The 14,877-nt window shown below is 60.5% G+C and carries 16 protein-coding genes; 15 read left to right on the top strand and 1 reads right to left on the bottom strand.

All coding sequences use genetic code 11. The annotated features are described in order from the left end of the window. The first annotated feature begins 162 nt into the window (after positions 1-162). From GEV38_RS01005 to GEV38_RS01040, 8 genes are all read left to right on the top strand, one after another. Positions 163-1,062 carry a TauD/TfdA family dioxygenase gene (locus tag GEV38_RS01005; RefSeq protein WP_015268519.1) on the top strand — a complete coding sequence of 300 codons (900 nt, stop codon included), beginning with the start codon at positions 163-165 and terminating at the stop codon, positions 1,060-1,062. An 18-nt stretch (positions 1,063-1,080) separates the two neighbouring features. Then, positions 1,081-2,100 (top strand): ABC transporter substrate-binding protein, encoded by a 1,020-nt coding sequence (locus GEV38_RS01010; RefSeq protein WP_015268520.1) that lies wholly within the window; start codon positions 1,081-1,083, stop codon positions 2,098-2,100. Positions 2,101-2,106: 6 nt separating this feature from the next. After that, positions 2,107-2,970, top strand: coding sequence for an ABC transporter ATP-binding protein (locus GEV38_RS01015; protein WP_015268521.1), 864 nt, complete (start codon positions 2,107-2,109; stop codon positions 2,968-2,970). Positions 2,971-2,984: 14 nt separating this feature from the next. Beyond that, positions 2,985-3,848, top strand: coding sequence for an ABC transporter permease (locus tag GEV38_RS01020; RefSeq protein WP_015268522.1), 864 nt, complete (start codon positions 2,985-2,987; stop codon positions 3,846-3,848). A 224-nt stretch (positions 3,849-4,072) separates the two neighbouring features. After that, on the top strand, positions 4,073-4,561 hold the full coding sequence (locus GEV38_RS01025) for a type VI secretion system tube protein Hcp (protein ID WP_015268523.1): 489 nt from the start codon (positions 4,073-4,075) through the stop codon (positions 4,559-4,561). A 9-nt stretch (positions 4,562-4,570) separates the two neighbouring features. Continuing rightward, positions 4,571-5,545, top strand: a complete 975-nt coding sequence (locus GEV38_RS01030) for a hypothetical protein (protein WP_015268524.1) — start codon at positions 4,571-4,573, stop codon at positions 5,543-5,545. Further along, positions 5,542-5,913 carry a hypothetical protein gene (locus GEV38_RS01035; protein ID WP_054573363.1) on the top strand — a complete coding sequence of 124 codons (372 nt, stop codon included), beginning with the start codon at positions 5,542-5,544 and terminating at the stop codon, positions 5,911-5,913. Before GEV38_RS01030 ends, GEV38_RS01035 begins: the two co-directional genes overlap by 4 nt. Positions 5,914-6,660: 747 nt before the next feature. Further along, complete coding sequence (locus GEV38_RS01040; RefSeq protein WP_137137827.1) at positions 6,661-7,044, top strand: hypothetical protein; 384 nt, start codon at positions 6,661-6,663, stop codon at positions 7,042-7,044. Between the two features lie 143 nt (positions 7,045-7,187). Here GEV38_RS01040 and GEV38_RS01045 read toward each other — a convergent pair whose 3' ends face one another. Then, positions 7,188-7,751, bottom strand: coding sequence for a WYL domain-containing protein (locus GEV38_RS01045; protein WP_015268527.1), 564 nt, complete (start codon positions 7,749-7,751; stop codon positions 7,188-7,190). Between the two features lie 207 nt (positions 7,752-7,958). Here GEV38_RS01045 and GEV38_RS01050 point away from each other — a divergent pair, with 207 nt between their 5' ends. The 7 genes from GEV38_RS01050 to GEV38_RS01080 all read left to right on the top strand — a co-directional run bounded on the left by GEV38_RS01050 (position 7,959) and on the right by GEV38_RS01080 (position 14,876). Then, positions 7,959-8,753 carry a tetratricopeptide repeat protein gene (locus tag GEV38_RS01050; RefSeq protein ID WP_054573364.1) on the top strand — a complete coding sequence of 265 codons (795 nt, stop codon included), beginning with the start codon at positions 7,959-7,961 and terminating at the stop codon, positions 8,751-8,753. Positions 8,754-8,988: 235 nt separating this feature from the next. Next, the gene (locus GEV38_RS01055; protein WP_054573365.1) at positions 8,989-9,441 is read left to right on the top strand and encodes a MarR family winged helix-turn-helix transcriptional regulator; all 453 of its coding nucleotides are present in this window, start codon (positions 8,989-8,991) and stop codon (positions 9,439-9,441) included. After that, the gene (locus GEV38_RS01060; RefSeq protein ID WP_054573366.1) at positions 9,438-11,525 is read left to right on the top strand and encodes an FUSC family protein; all 2,088 of its coding nucleotides are present in this window, start codon (positions 9,438-9,440) and stop codon (positions 11,523-11,525) included. The genes GEV38_RS01055 and GEV38_RS01060 overlap by 4 nt, the downstream gene beginning before the upstream one ends. Then, positions 11,522-11,734, top strand: coding sequence for a DUF1656 domain-containing protein (locus GEV38_RS01065; RefSeq protein ID WP_003255905.1), 213 nt, complete (start codon positions 11,522-11,524; stop codon positions 11,732-11,734). Before GEV38_RS01060 ends, GEV38_RS01065 begins: the two co-directional genes overlap by 4 nt. Continuing rightward, entirely contained in the window at positions 11,731-12,606 is an 876-nt protein-coding gene (locus tag GEV38_RS01070; RefSeq protein ID WP_010951565.1) for an HlyD family secretion protein, read from the top strand. The genes GEV38_RS01065 and GEV38_RS01070 overlap by 4 nt, the downstream gene beginning before the upstream one ends. Beyond that, on the top strand, positions 12,603-14,021 hold the full coding sequence (locus tag GEV38_RS01075) for an efflux transporter outer membrane subunit (protein WP_054573367.1): 1,419 nt from the start codon (positions 12,603-12,605) through the stop codon (positions 14,019-14,021). The genes GEV38_RS01070 and GEV38_RS01075 overlap by 4 nt, the downstream gene beginning before the upstream one ends. 528 nt (positions 14,022-14,549) lie before the next feature. Then, entirely contained in the window at positions 14,550-14,876 is a 327-nt protein-coding gene (locus GEV38_RS01080; RefSeq protein WP_054573368.1) for a type II toxin-antitoxin system RelE/ParE family toxin, read from the top strand. Position 14,877: the final 1 nt, after the last annotated feature.

The raw sequence follows: 14,877 nt of genomic DNA on the forward strand, positions 1-14,877 counted from the left end.
TTTATCGGTATTTAAAATAAAACCCTTATGACTTTATAGTCGCTTCCACTGCGTACCCGTCGACCAATCGATGCGCCGCACGACTTGAACCCACACGGGAAATCCCCGTGCGTTTCTGATCGTTGCGCGCCATTGAAGTCGCGCACTGCGTGGGAGTGAAAAATGTCAGCCGCCTCGAACGCCTTGTCGATCATCGACAGCGCACTGCCGCAACGCTTCGAAATCCGCCCTTTTTCCGGTGCTGTAGGTGCCGAGATCATCGGCCTGGACTTGGCCAGGCCGGTCAACGCCGTGGATTTTGCCCGTATCCATCGCGCCCACCTCGACCACCATGTGCTGGTGTTTCGCGACCAACGCATCAGTCCCGACCAGCAGATCGCCTTCAGCCGCCGTTTTGGTCCATTGCAGATCCATGTGCTCAAGCAGTTCCTGCTCGCCGGCCACCCCGAGATCCTGATCGTTTCCAACATCATCGAGAATGGCCAGAACATCGGCCTGGGTGATGCCGGCAAGTTCTGGCACTCGGACCTGTCGTACAAGGAACTGCCCAGCCTCGGTTCCATGCTGCATGCCCAGGAACTGCCCGGCGAGGGCGGCGATACTCTGTTCGCCGACATGCACAAGGCCTGGGACGCTGTACCCGCGGCCCTGCGCAAGGTGGTCGAGGGCCGCAGTGCCGCTCACTCCTACACCGCCCGTTACGCCGAGACCAAGTTCGAAGGCAACTGGCGCCCGACCCTGACCGCCGAGCAGCTGGCGCAGGTACAGGAAGTCATCCATCCGGTGGTGCGTACCCACCCGGAAAACGGCCGCAAGGCGCTGTTCGTCAGCGAAGGCTTCACCACCCGTATCGTCGGCCTGCCAAGTGACGAAAGCCGCGACGTGCTGCAACAGCTGTATGCCCTGAGCGTGCTGGAGCAGAACATCTATCGCCACCAGTGGCAGCCTCACGACCTGGTGTTCTGGGACAACCGCTCGCTGATCCACCTGGCCACTGGCTGCCCCGCACACCTGCGGCGCAAGCTGTATCGCACCACCATCCAGGGCGATGCCCCGTTCTGACGACTGAGGAAACCCATCATGCGTAAATCCATCAGCCGCCTGGCGGCAAGCATCGGCCTGGGCGCAAGCCTTGTCGTCGGCAGCCTGGCGGCCCCCGCCACGGCGCAAGCAGAAGGCAAGATTCGCATCGCCGAACAGTTCGGTATCGTCTACCTGCTGCTGAACGTAGTGCGTGACCAGCATCTGATCGAAAAACATGGCAAGGAGCAGGGCATCGACATCGAAGTCGATTGGGCCCAGCTGTCGGGTGGTTCGGCTATCAACGACGCACTGCTGTCCGGTTCGGTGGACATCGCCGGTGCCGGCGTCGGCCCGCTGTTGACCGTGTGGGACCGTACCAAGGGCCGACAGAACGTCAAGGCCGTGGCCTCGCTGGGCAACTTCCCGTACTACCTGGTCAGCAGCAACCCCAATGTGAAGACCATTGCCGACATCTCCGACAAGGACCGCATCGCCGTACCGGCGGTAGGCGTTTCGGTGCAGTCGCGCTTCCTGCAGTACGCCGCCGCCCAGCAATGGGGCGACAAGGAATACAACCGCCTCGACAAGTACACCCTGGCCGTGCCGCACCCGGATGCCACTGCCGCGCTGCTGGCCGGCGGCACCGAACTCAACGGACACTTCTCCAACCCGCCGTTCCAGGACCAGGTGCTCGCCAACAAGAACGTGCACGTTGTACTCAACAGCTACGACCTGCTCGGCCCCAACTCGCCGACCTTGCTGTTCGCCACTGAAAAATTCCGCAAGGACAACCCCAAGACTTACAAGGCCTTCGTTGATGCGCTGGCCGAAGCCGCGGACTTCGCCCAGAAGGACAAGGCGGCTGCCGCCGACACCTACATCCGCGTGACCAAGGCCAAGATCGACCGCGACACGTTGATCAGGCTGATCGACAACCCGCAGTACGAATTCACCGTCACGCCAAAGAACACCTACAAGTTGGCCGACTTCCTCTATCGGGTAGGCGCCATCAAGCACAAGCCGGAATCGTGGAAGGACTACTTCTTCCAGGATGAACGCCCGCTGCAGGGGAGCTGACCGATCATGACCGCCCCATTGCCAGGCCACACGGCCAGCAACCTGAGCCGTGTCGCAACGCCGCCTTTGCTCAAGGTGAATAACCTCAGCCTCGAATACCGCACCTCGCAACGCGTGGTGCGGGCCACCCATCAGGTCAGCTTCGAAGTCGACCGTGCCGACCGCTTCGTGCTGCTCGGCCCCTCCGGCTGCGGCAAGTCCACCTTGCTCAAGGCCGTGGCCGGGTTTATCTCGCCCCAGGAGGGGCAGATTCTGCTGCAAGGTCAGCCAGTCAGCGGTCCGGGCCCCGACCGCATCGTGGTGTTCCAGGAGTTCGACCAGCTGCCGCCATGGAAGACGGTGAAACAGAACGTCATGTTCCCTCTGCTGGTGTCGGGCCAGCTGAAACGCGCCGAGGCCGAGGAGCGGGCACTGCACTACCTGGAAAAAGTCGGCCTGGCCGCCTTCGCCGATGCCTACCCACACACCCTGTCGGGCGGTATGAAGGCGCGCGTGGCGATTGCCCGGGCCTTGGCCACTCAGCCGAAGATCCTGCTGATGGACGAACCGTTCGCGGCACTTGATGCGCTGACCCGGCGCAAGATGCAGGAAGAACTGCTGCTGCTATGGGAGGAGGTGCGTTTTACCCTGCTGTTCGTTACCCACTCCATCGAAGAAGCGCTGGTGGTCGGCAACCGCATTCTGCTGCTGTCGCCCCACCCGGGGCGGGTGCGTGCCGAAGTGCACAGCCACCAGTACGACTTGGGCAGCCTGGGGGGTAGCGACTTCCAGGCCAGTGCCCGGCGCATCCATCGTTTGCTGTTCGATGGGGTGGATGCCCCCGAACAGCCCGACGATCTTGGTTTCAACGATATCCGTATTGCCTACTGACGCGAGCTTCAGCCATGACCACTACACCTGTACGCCAGGAATACGAGGTGCAGCTGGAGCCTTTGCTCAGTGTGCCTGTGGAGCGCAACCTGCCGTTGGCTCAGCGCCTGTGGCAGCACGGTTGGTTGCGCAAGGCGGTCATCCTGCTGGTGATCGCCGTGCTGTGGGAGGCCATTGCCCGCTACCAGGGCAACGATCTGCTGCTACCGACCTTCCTGCAGACGGCCACGGCGCTGTGGGACGGCATGGTCAGCGGTGAGTTGCCCGCCAAGGTTGGCGTGTCGCTGGTAATTCTGCTCAAGGGTTACCTGCTGGGGATCATCCTGGCCTTCGGCCTCACTAGCTTGGCGGTGTCGACCCAGCTTGGGCGCGATCTGCTGGGCACCCTGACCTCGATGTTCAACCCATTGCCAGCGATTGCCCTGTTGCCGCTCGCTTTGCTGTGGTTCGGGCTGGGCGACAACAGCCTGATCTTCGTGCTGGTGCACTCGGTGCTATGGGCGCTGGCGCTGAATACCTATGCGGGCTTTCTCGGCGTGTCGGAGACCCTGCGCATGGCCGGGCGCAATTACGGCCTGAAAGGGCTGCGGCTGGTGCTGCATATCCTGGTGCCGGCGGCGCTGCCGTCGATCCTGTCGGGGCTGAAGATCGGCTGGGCGTTCGCCTGGCGCACACTGATCGCTGCCGAGCTGGTGTTCGGGGCCAGCAGTGGCAAAGGCGGGCTGGGTTGGTACATCTTCCAGAACCGCAACGAGCTGTACACCGACAAGGTGTTTGCCGGGTTGGCGGTGGTGATCCTGATCGGCTTGCTGGTGGAAGGGCTGGTGTTCAATACCCTGGAGCGGTTGACCGTTCGCCGCTGGGGGATGCAGCGCTGACGCGCATGTGCTTGGTTGGCCCGATCGTCGGCTTGCCGGTGATCGGCCTGATGTTGTCGGCCCAAATGGCGTAGCTCTGAAACACGTTCAAATATTTTCAAGCCGACTTGTCGTATAACTTGTAAGAAAATTCCTAATTTAGCATCGATCTCCGCAGAACGATTGCGTTGGAGTTTTTCCGTGCCTAGCCTGTTCCGCTCAATTGTTTACGAGGAACAGTAACCATGGCTTTCGACGCTTATATTCAAATCGCGGAAATCGCTGGCGAAGCAAAGGACGAGCAATACAGCAACTGGATCGAGATCCTTGGCTACACGTTCGGCAGCAGCCAAAGCGCCTCCGCCACCGCCAGTTCCGCAGGCGGCGCCACTTCCGGGCGTACCACCCTGAGCAACCTCACCTTCACCAAGTACCTGGACAACGCCAGTTGCAAACTGCTCGAAGCCAGTTGCGCCGGGCAGCACCTGAAAGAGGTGAGGCTGGTCGTCTGCCGCGCCGGTGGGGACAAGCTCAAATACTACGAAGTGGTGCTCGAAGAAGTGATCATCGCCGACTATGCACAAAGCGCGCATGCCGGCGTGCCGACTGAAATCATCCAGCTCGACTACGGCCGTATCAAGACCACCTACACCCGGCAGCAACGCGCCGATGGCCGTGCCGGCGGCAATGTGACCGGTGGCTGGGACCGGATTGCCAACAAGAAGTTTGCGTGAGGAACGACCATGTCCGAGGCACGCAGCTTTATAAATCCCAAGGCACAGAATTACGCGACGCTGAAGAACGGTACACCGATGAACGCCAACCAGCAGGCCAAGTTCGATGTGCTCAATGGGCATATCGTCAACACCGTGGTCTTGGCCGGCGAACTGGTGATCGTCGGTGACCCCGATACTTCTTCCTGCACCAGCCATGAAGCCTTTCTCATGGGCAAGGCGGCTGGCATCCACCGCGACATCATGCTCAACGGGGGCGGTGTTGACGGTTTCATGCTGGATAACTTCGAGATGCTGCAAAGTCTACTGGCCCATGCATCGATGGGGGCAGGGGCAGCGAGCGATGGCTGGGCCAGGTATCTGGATGCAATCAAGAAGACGCTGGAACAGATCGAGCTACTGCACCGCGAGCATATGAGTGGTGGTGTGTTCAGGGCGCGGGAAGAGTTCTATGCCAAGCGTGTGGAGCTGTTCAGGACGTTGGACGAACAGCTGGGGAGGACGGCCGCCTATGGCTCGGGTCTACGAAATCAGGGATCGATCAAGCGAATGCTGCAGCTTTCCACCAAGCGTTATCTGAATGCTGGGGAGATATCCGGGTATGCAGAGAAGGTAACGGGAGTGGCGAAGGCTGCGAGTCTGATCAAGAAAGGGGCCTACATCGGGGTTGCGTTGGATGTAGCCGCTACTGGGCTGGAAATTAAAAAAGCTTGTACTCTGGGGCGGGAAAAGGAGTGTGCCAGAGCTAAGTACGTAGAGGGTGGTTCTCTGTTATTAGGTTTGACTGGAAGTAGTATTGTGGGCGCTTATGGCGGTGCAATCGCCACCGGGGCATGCGCGTTTGTGCTAGGAATTACAACAGGTCCTGGCTCTTTGGTTTGCGGAGTGGTCGGCGGGGCGGTTGGGGGAGCAGTCGGCGGCGAGATCTTTGGGGGATGGGGTGAAATTGCAGGTGATTTCCTATATCGCAAGGTTTCAGAATGACTATGTTTGAGCCTGGCCTGATTGTCTTGATGATCTTTGGCTTGGGAGTAATAACTCTGCTTGTCCTGGTTTATGTTGCTTATGCATGTTTAGATAGGGCTGAATCCCTTTTGGAGAAGTCTAGATATATACAGGGCGTTAAGGAAGGCTTTTTTCATGCTGGTATGCCGGGTAAGGTTTTACGTGTGTGCAGTATTGCCTTTCTTTTGACAATGCCAGGCCCCTACGTACAGCGTGGACTAGCAAACTCCGACGAGATAAAGAGATTTCCGAGGTCGCTGAGATTTTTGTTAATTGGGCTATGGCTAGCATTGACGATTGAAGTCTTAGCTATGCTGGCGTTTCAGGCTTGGCTTTATTATGTTTGAATTGCCTTGGGTGGCAGTCGTAAGCTCTTTGGGCCTGAGTGACTTTGTGAGGGGAAAAGGGCTGGTTGATGCTCCAGAGGTACGAGCAGTAACTGAGTACATCGAAAGGCTACTGATTTCGCTGTGGCTCACGAACCTTGTCGTTGTCAGCATTTTGCATGTGGGTAGGGGCTTTACGAAACTGATTGCCAGGTGACCACTCCTACGGTGATTTGCAATAATTTACGGTGAGTAATAAAGCGTGAGCAGTCTTGAGATGAATGTGGTCGCGATTTGTTTTTTCTGCTTGGGTATGGTTGCGCTTTTAGTGAAAATATATGTCGCCATAAGATATCTTGATGAGATTGAAGGTCTGCTATCAAAAAGCAGTTTTGTATCGGGGAATAGGAAGCTTTATTTGCACGCAGGCATCATCGGTAAGATTATGCGTATCTGTACCATATCAACACTTCTGAGCACGCCATACCTATTTGCTCGCAAGGGATTGGTTGACGAGGCGCAACTGCAGAACTTTCCGACGCGTATGAAAAGACTGCTTATAGTAACGTGGTGCACAATGTGTATTTCTTCAGTCGCATTCCTCGCGCTCGGGTCTTTTTAAGAAAGTGTTTGGAGGAAGCGCGCAGGCTGCAGTGTGATGCGCGGTGCTCAATTTCGCCTTGTCTGACGAAGCTTGCCGGGAAGATGGGAGCAACAAGGTTGTTGGTTTGACCCGCTTGGGAGGCGAGTGTGTGGAAAGAGGATTGAATGAAATCGACAGTTGAAGTAATAGGAATGTCCATGTTGTTATTCTGGATAATGATCAGTGTGGGTATTATGATTTACCTAGCCTGCCGATATCTTGATTTGGTTGAATCGAACCTGTCGGGATGCAGTTATGTACGAAGTAATCGGTTAAGTTTCTCATCGGCGGGTTTGCTAGGTAAAGTGTTGCGCATCTGCCTGGCCGCAAATATGCTTATGATGCCCGGTGTCTTTGTTAGCAAAGGTGTTGCGGATGCTTCCGAAATATTGCGCTTTCCAAAGGATCTGAAAATTAAAATTCTAGTTTCGTGGGGAGGGCTAATGACTTCTACGGTTGTTTTTGTTGTTGCCCATAATGTTCTGAAGCTTTTAAGCTTGCCCAGTTGATTATATCGGCTTAATTTATTATTAATCGGAGGGGTAAAGTGCCACTTTGCTATAAGTGGCTTGTGCTCTACTTTCATCTCGCAATTGCAGGCCAGGTTCTTAGCCATGGGAAATCGAGACTTGCTGGTGGGTGAGCCTTAAGCTCAATGGCCATCCTGATACTGTGCCGCCGCTTCAACGAGTGTCCTGGCAATCTCCATGCGTAGCTGGCTGGGCTGTTCGATCACCACGCCTGCTCCCTGGCTCAGCACCCACCAGCGCAACCCCCAGCCATCCTCCACGGTGGCCCGCAGCCGATGGCCCTGCTCCAGCGCTGTCAGCTGCATATCGACACTCAACGGCGCTTCACGCAACTGTCGGGCCAGCAGGTCGCTGACCCAGGCCTGTAGCTCGACCCCTTCACCTTGCGCCGGCTGCAGCGAACCACCGCGCAAAAAACCCTGCAGATCGAAATTCCCACGCAACTCGCCAGCAACGTTCGCCGACCAGTGCCAGCCAAACGGAATGCTCTTGTCATTGCGCTCCAGCGGAAATATCAGCGACAGCTCATTGAGATCACGCTCGACAGTGCGTTTGCTGACGGTGAAGCCCACGTCACGCAGGCGCCAGACCAATTCGGCGCTGGTAATGCCAGGGGAACGGCTGGGCAACTGGCGCAGCAGCGCCCACTGTCGGCTGAGGGTGGCGCGAGTGGTGGCGAACGGCAAAAGATAACGTCCTTGTCTAGGCTTGCCGCAATAGGATGGCGGCAGGCGTGGGTCATGGCAATTGGCCACAGCCTGCTCAGATCAAGGAAGTCGCATTTGGTTGCCTGGTGCCGAATCGTTCGCGACAGGTTTTGACGTTACGTCACGCAGAATCACGCCTCATCACAGCCGAAGGTTGGGGTTGTGTGTCGTTCAATGAGGATGAACATGTCTGCTGCCAGCAATATCCATTCGCTGCTTGCCCGCCTTTTGCCCGAGCGGGTCATTGCCCCACCGGCCGCTGTCGGGAGGCGACAGCGACTGTTTGCCGGGATCGGGTTGCCCAGCCAGCGCTCGCTGCTGGTCAGCCGCCTGGACGAAGCCAGCGACTTGCAGACGGTTTACGTCGACCTGCGCCGCCAGGCCTTGCAAGGCAATGTGGCGGCGCTCAACGACCTTGGCTGGATCTGGCTCAACGGCAAATACTGGCGTGCTGACACCGTGTTGGCCGGCCACCTGTTGCGCATGGCGGCCCTGCAAGGCAATGCCGCGGCGTGGTTCAACCTTGGGCAGCAACATTACTTCGGCAAAGGTATCGAACCCTCTTACCTACAGGCGGCGGAGTGCTACCGGCAGGCTTTCGAGCGGGGCATGCTGCATGCCGCTGCTGCGCTGGGTGACCTGTACGAGGAAGAAGTGTGCGATGGCAGCCTGCAGTGGCAGGTAGACCTGGTACAGGCCTACCAGTGGTTCTTGCGCGGGGCCGAGCATGGCGAGGCACGCTGCCGTTTCGAGGTGGGCTACCGGTTGATGCACGGGCTGTACGTGGAGGCTGATCTCAAGGCCGCACTGTACTGGCTGGAGCTGGCGGCAGCTGCGGGGGTGGTGCAGGCGGCCGAAGAGCTGGCGGTACACTTCAGCAGCCGTGACGAGGGCCGCTACCAGGAGTGGCGTGACCGGGCGGTGCAGATGGGCAGTACATTGGCCTTGACCATGAAGCTGGAAGACCAGATACAGCCCTGAATGCTCTGTTGCCTGTCCGGGCCTCTTCGCGGGTAAACTCGCTCCCACAGGTACCGCGCATGGCTTGAATCCTATGCAGCACCTGTGGGAGCGGGTTTACCCGCGAAGAGGCCGGCACAGGCAGGCCAGAAGCCCCAGCATGAACAACAATTCATCCATCCCCCCGGTTGACGACAGGGGGAGGCACAGGCGTATATTGATAGTTAGCAAACTATGAATATCCTTGGTTCCTGTCATGTCCCTTGATCTCCTGCGCCTGCAAGTCAGCAGTGGCATGGTGGTTGCCGCCCGCCATTGGCGGCGCATCTGCCATACCGCCCTGACCGGTTACGGCATTTCCGAGGCCTGCGCCGCGCCGTTGCTGATGATCGTGCGCCTGGGTGACGGCGTGCATCAGGTGGCCGTGGCCCAGGCCGCCGGCCTGGAAAGCCCGTCGCTGGTGCGCCTGCTCGACCAGCTGTGCAAGGCCGGCCTGGTATGCCGCAGCGAGGACCCGCTGGACCGCCGCGCCAAGGCCCTGAGCCTGACCGCCGCAGGCCGCACGTTGGCCGAGTCCATCGAAGCCGAACTGGTGCGCCTGCGCCGCGAGGTGCTGCATGGCATCGACCAGGCCGATTTGGAAGCCGCCTTGCGCGTGCTGCGTGCCTTCGAAGCCGCCGGCCTGGGCAACACAGGCGGGACAGCATGAGCGGTTTCTTCAGCTCGGTGCCCCCGGCCCGCGACTGGTTCTATGGCGTGCGTACCTTTGCCGCCTCCATGATCGCCCTGTACATCGCCCTGCTCATGCAGTTGCCGCGCCCCTATTGGGCCATGGCCACGGTGTACATCGTCTCCAGCCCGTTCCTTGGCCCCACCAGCTCCAAGGCCCTGTACCGTGCCGTGGGCACGCTGCTCGGTGCTGGCGGGGCGATTTTCCTGGTACCACCGCTGGTGCAGTCACCGTTGCTGCTGAGCATCGCCATCGCCCTGTGGACCGGCACCTTGCTGTTCCTTTCGCTGAACCTGCGCACCGCCAACAACTATGTGCTGATGCTGGCCGGCTACACCTTGCCGATGATTGCCCTGGCGGTGGTCGACAACCCGCTTGCTGTGTTCGATGTGGCGTCTTCCCGCGCCCAGGAAATCTGCTTGGGGATCGTCTGCGCGGCGGTGGTCGGAGCGATCTTCTGGCCACGCCGGCTGGCGCCAGTTGTAGTCGGTGCCACTGGTAGCTGGTTCACCGAAGCGATCCGCTACAGCGACACCTACCTGGCCCGCCAGGCCAGCGCAGACCAGGTTGGCGGCATGCGCGGGGCGATGGTCGCCACCTTCAACTCGCTGGAGCTGATGATCGGCCAGCTCGGCCATGAAGGTGCCGGTCCGCACACCCTGAAGAATGCCCGCGAGTTGCGCGGGCGCATGATCCACCTGCTGCCCGTGATCGATGCCCTCGACGACGCCTTGGTCGCCCTCGAAGGCCGCGCCCCGGCACAGTTCGCCCAGTTGCAACCGTTGCTCGATGCCGCCCGCGAATGGCTCAAGGGCACTGTCGACAGCGCCTCGGTGGCCCGCTGGACGGCCCTGCACGAACAGATCGAGCGCCTGCAGCCGGGCGCCGCTGCCCTCGACCAGCGCGCCGAATTGCTACTGTCCAACGCTCTGTACCGCCTGACCGAATGGGCCGACCTGTGGCAGGACTGCTGCAGCCTGCAACATGCCCTGCGCAGCGACGATTCCAAACCCTGGCGCGCGGTGTACCGCCACTGGCGCCTGGGCCGCCTGACGGCGTTCTTCGACCGTGGCCTGATGCTGTATTCGGTGGCCTCAACCGTACTGGCGATCGTTGTCGCCTGCGGCCTGTGGATTGGCCTGGGCTGGAACGACGGCGCCAGCGCAGTGATCCTCGCCGCCGTGTCGTGCAGCTTCTTCGCCGCCATGGACGACCCGGCGCCGCAGATCTACAGGTTCTTCTTCTGGACGCTGATGTCGGTCATCTTCTCCAGCCTTTACCTGTTCCTGGTACTGCCCAACCTGCACGATTTCCCGATGCTGGTGCTGGCCTTTGCCGTGCCGTTCATCTGCGTTGGCACCCTGACCGTGCAGCCGCGTTTCTACCTGGGTACCTTGCTGACCATCGTCAACACCTCGACCTTCATCAGCATCCAGGGCGCCTACGATGCTGACTTCTTCACTTTCCTAAATTCCAACCTCGCCGGCCCCGTGGGGCTGCTGTTCGCCTTCATCTGGACCTTGGTGGTGCGCCCGTTCGGTGTGGAGCTGGCTGCAAAGCGCATGACCCGCTTCGCCTGGCGCGACATCGTTGAAATGACCGAGCCGGCCACCCTGGCCGAGCACCGCCAGGTCGGTGTGCAGATGCTCGACCGCCTGATGCAGCACCTGCCGCGCTTGTCGCAAACCGGGCAGGACAGCGGCGTGGCACTGCGCGACCTGCGGGTGGGGTTGAACCTGCTCGACCTGCTGGCCTACATGCCGCGTGCCGGGCAGCAGGCTCGTGAGCGGCTGAACACGGTAGTCGAGGAAGTCGGCGCGCACTACGCCGCCTGCCTGCGCGCCGGCGAGCGCCTGCACGCCCCGGCCGCGCTGCTGCGCAACATGGAGCGCGCGCGCCTGGCGCTGAACCTGGATGAGCTGTACGAGCGCGGCGATGCCCGCACCCACCTGCTGCACGCACTGAGCGGCCTGCGCCTGGCACTGCTGCCGGGCGTGGAGGTGATGCTCGAGCCAGCCGAACAACCGCAACTGCCCCCCGGCCTCGACGGAGCACCCTTGTGATTGGTGAACTGGATATCAGCGGGGTATTCCTGCCCACGCTGCTGGTGATGATGTTTGGCACCTACCTGCTGTTCCTCGGGGTGCACGCGGTGCTGGTGCGCCTGCATTTCTACCGCCTGGTCTGGCACCGGGCGTTGTTCAACGTTGCCCTGTATGCCGTGCTGCTTGGTGCGGTGGACCACTTTTGCCGAAACCTGATGCTGCCATGAAAAAACCTTTGCTGACCTTGGGCCGCGTGGTCCTGACCTTGCTGGTAGTGACCTTCGCCGCCGTGCTCGTGTGGCAGATGGTGGTGTACTACATGTTCGCCCCCTGGACCCGCGACGGCCACATCCGCGCCGACGTGATCCAGATTGCCCCGGACGTGTCCGGGTTGATCCAGAAGGTCGAGGTGCGTGACAACCAGACCGTCAAGCGCGGCGATGTGCTGTTTACCATCGACCAGGACCGCTTCACCCTGGCCCTGCGTCAGGCCAAGGCGACCTTGGGTGAGCGCCAGGAAACCCTGGCCCAGGCCTCCCGCGAAGCGCAGCGCAACCGCAAGCTGGGCAACCTGGTGGCCGCCGAACAGCTGGAAGAAAGCCAGTCCCGCGAGGCCCGTGCCCGTTCCGCCGTCAGCGAAGCGCAGGTGGCCGTCGATACCGCCCAGCTCAACCTCGACCGCTCGGTGGTGCGCAGCCCGGTGGACGGTTACCTGAACGACCGAGCACCGCGTAATCACGAATTCGTCACCGCCGGCCGCCCGGTGCTGTCGGTGGTCGACAGCGCCTCATACCACGTCGATGGCTACTTCGAGGAAACCAAGCTTGGCGGTATCCACATCGGCGATGCCGTGGACATTCGCGTCATGGGCGACAACACCCGCCTGCGTGGCCATGTGCAAAGCTTCGCCGCCGGCATCGAAGACCGTGACCGCAGCAGTGGCGCCAACCTGTTGCCCAACGTCAACCCCGCATTCAGCTGGGTGCGCCTGGCCCAGCGTATTCCGGTGCGCATCGCCTTTGATGAAGTGCCGCAAGACTTCCGCATGATTGCCGGGCGAACCGCCACGGTGTCGATCATCGAGGGCCAGCGCCCATGAAACAGCTGATCCTGGCGGGGCTGTGCCTGTCGTTGGGGGCCTGCATGATGGTCGGCCCCGACTATGAGGTGCCGAAGGACGCGGCGGTGCAACGCAGCGACCTCAACGGCCCGCTGCGCCAGGATGCCGACAGCGTGGTATCGGCACCGGTGCCTGAGGACTGGTGGCAGCTGTATCAGGATCAACGGCTGAACGAGCTGGTGCGCCAGGCCCTGAGTGCCAACACCGACCTGCGCGTGGCTGCCGCCAACATTGCCAAGGCGCGCGCCCAGGTCGAAGTGGCTGAGTCGCAAGGTGGCTTCAACGGCGGCGTCAAACTTGGCGCCCAGCGCCTGCAGGAATCGGGCGAGGCCTTCCTGCTGCCAGAGAAAGTGCCGGTGGCCAACATCGGCGAAGCCATCATCAGTGCCTCGTACCAGTTCGACCTGTGGGGTACTTTCAAGCGTGGCACCGAGGCGGCCAAGGCCAATGCCGACGCAGTGCAGGCCGCCGCCGATACCGCCCGCATCACCCTGGTGGCGGATGTGGTCAAGGCCTACACCCAGGTGTGCTCGGCCAACGAGGAATACCACATTGCCCGCGAGTCGCTCGACCTGCAGGAGCAGAGCGTGAAGCTCAACCAGCGCCTGCGTGATGCCGGGCGTGGCGACGAAACCCAGGTCACCCGCTCGCAGACCCAGTTCAAATCCTTGCGCGCCGAACTGCCACGCTTCAAGGCGGAGCGCGAGACCGGTATGTACACACTGGCTGCCTTGTTGGCAAAACCGGTTGATCAGCTGCCTGCCGGCACTGCCGATTGTGCCGAGCTGCCGCACCTGAACCAGCTGGTGCCGGTGGGCGATGGCGCGGCGTTGCTCAAGCGCCGTCCAGACGTGCGCCAGGCCGAACGGCAGCTGGCCGCTGCCACCGCCTACATTGGCGTGGCGACTGGTGCCCTGTACCCGGACATCAGCATCGGCGCCCAGGTTGGTACCATCGGTATTCTCGAGAACCTCGGTGATCCGTCGACCAACCGCTGGGGCTTTGGCCCGCAGATCAGCTGGACCATCCCCACCAACGGCACCCGTGCCCGCATTCGCATGGCCGAAGCCTCGACCCAGGCAGCCCTGGCGAATTTTGATGGGGTAGTGCTGAACGCCATTCGCGAGACCCAGACCCGCCTGGCGCAGTACAGCGCCTTGCTGGATCGGCGTGACGCGCTGGCCGAGGCTGAGAAATCGGCCAAGGAAGCGGCGGACCAGACGCACCGGTATTACCAGGCGGGGCGTGAATCGTTCCTGGCCGACCTGCAGGCGACGCGCACCTACACCGACATGCGCGCGCAGCTGGCAGCGGCCAATAGCCAAGTGGCTCAGGGGCAGATTGGTGTGTTCCTGGCGTTGGGTGGGGGTTGGAAGGGCACCGCCAAGCCTTGAGGCCAAATCGCCGGCAAGCCAGCTCCCACAGGTACTCCACCGCTTTTGAGGCCTGTGGTGCACCTGTTGTAGCCGGCTTGTACATGCCTCGAAGTTGGTGCGTACCCTGTGGGAGCTGGCTTGCCGGCGATCGAGGGCAAAGCCCTCGCCTAGGTTCTAGAGCTGTAAGACATTTCCGAACCAGAAACCAAATGCTTCAGTTCGGACGCCCTGTCGAATTATCCTACAGCAGCTCTCGGAAGGTGCTGTCTTGGCTGGGAAGCACACCAGGTTTAATGTCCTTGGCTCGCCTTTTCAGGTGAGTTGCCTCACTTCTGTTGCCCATTCCTTTCTGTTCTAGTCGGTGTCGATAATGGACATTTACAGGCTTGATGTTATATCGGTATCGATATAATTTGTGTGCAGGCTCCTGGAATCTGTGCATTGCCATGTACGCCAGAAAGGTGCAGCGGCATGACCAAACACACGGGTGAGGCATGAGGCGCAAGCGCAGCTGGCGATTGGAGCAATGGCGAAGGGGTATGCGGCATGTGGGACGGTCAGAAGCCTATCGAATGGGTAGGCGGCAGCAAGGATGATGTGCGCAGGTTCCCACCAGCGGCGAGGCAGCGGGCTGGGTATCAGCTGGACTTGATCCAGTCCGGTGAAGAACCTACCGACTGGAAGTCGATGGAGAATGTGGGGCAGGGTGTGCGGGAGATCCGCATCAAGTGTAAAGACGGTGCTTTTCGCGTGTTCTATGTTGTGAACCGCCCGGAGGCTGTCTATGTCCTGCATGCATTCCGCAAGACAACTGAAAAGACGGATAAGCGCGATATTGATGTGGCGAAAGCCCGTTTCAAGTCGCTGGACTGAG

Source organism: Pseudomonas sp. 13159349 (assembly GCF_013305685.1).
GTDB lineage: Bacteria > Pseudomonadota > Gammaproteobacteria > Pseudomonadales > Pseudomonadaceae > Aquipseudomonas > Aquipseudomonas asiatica.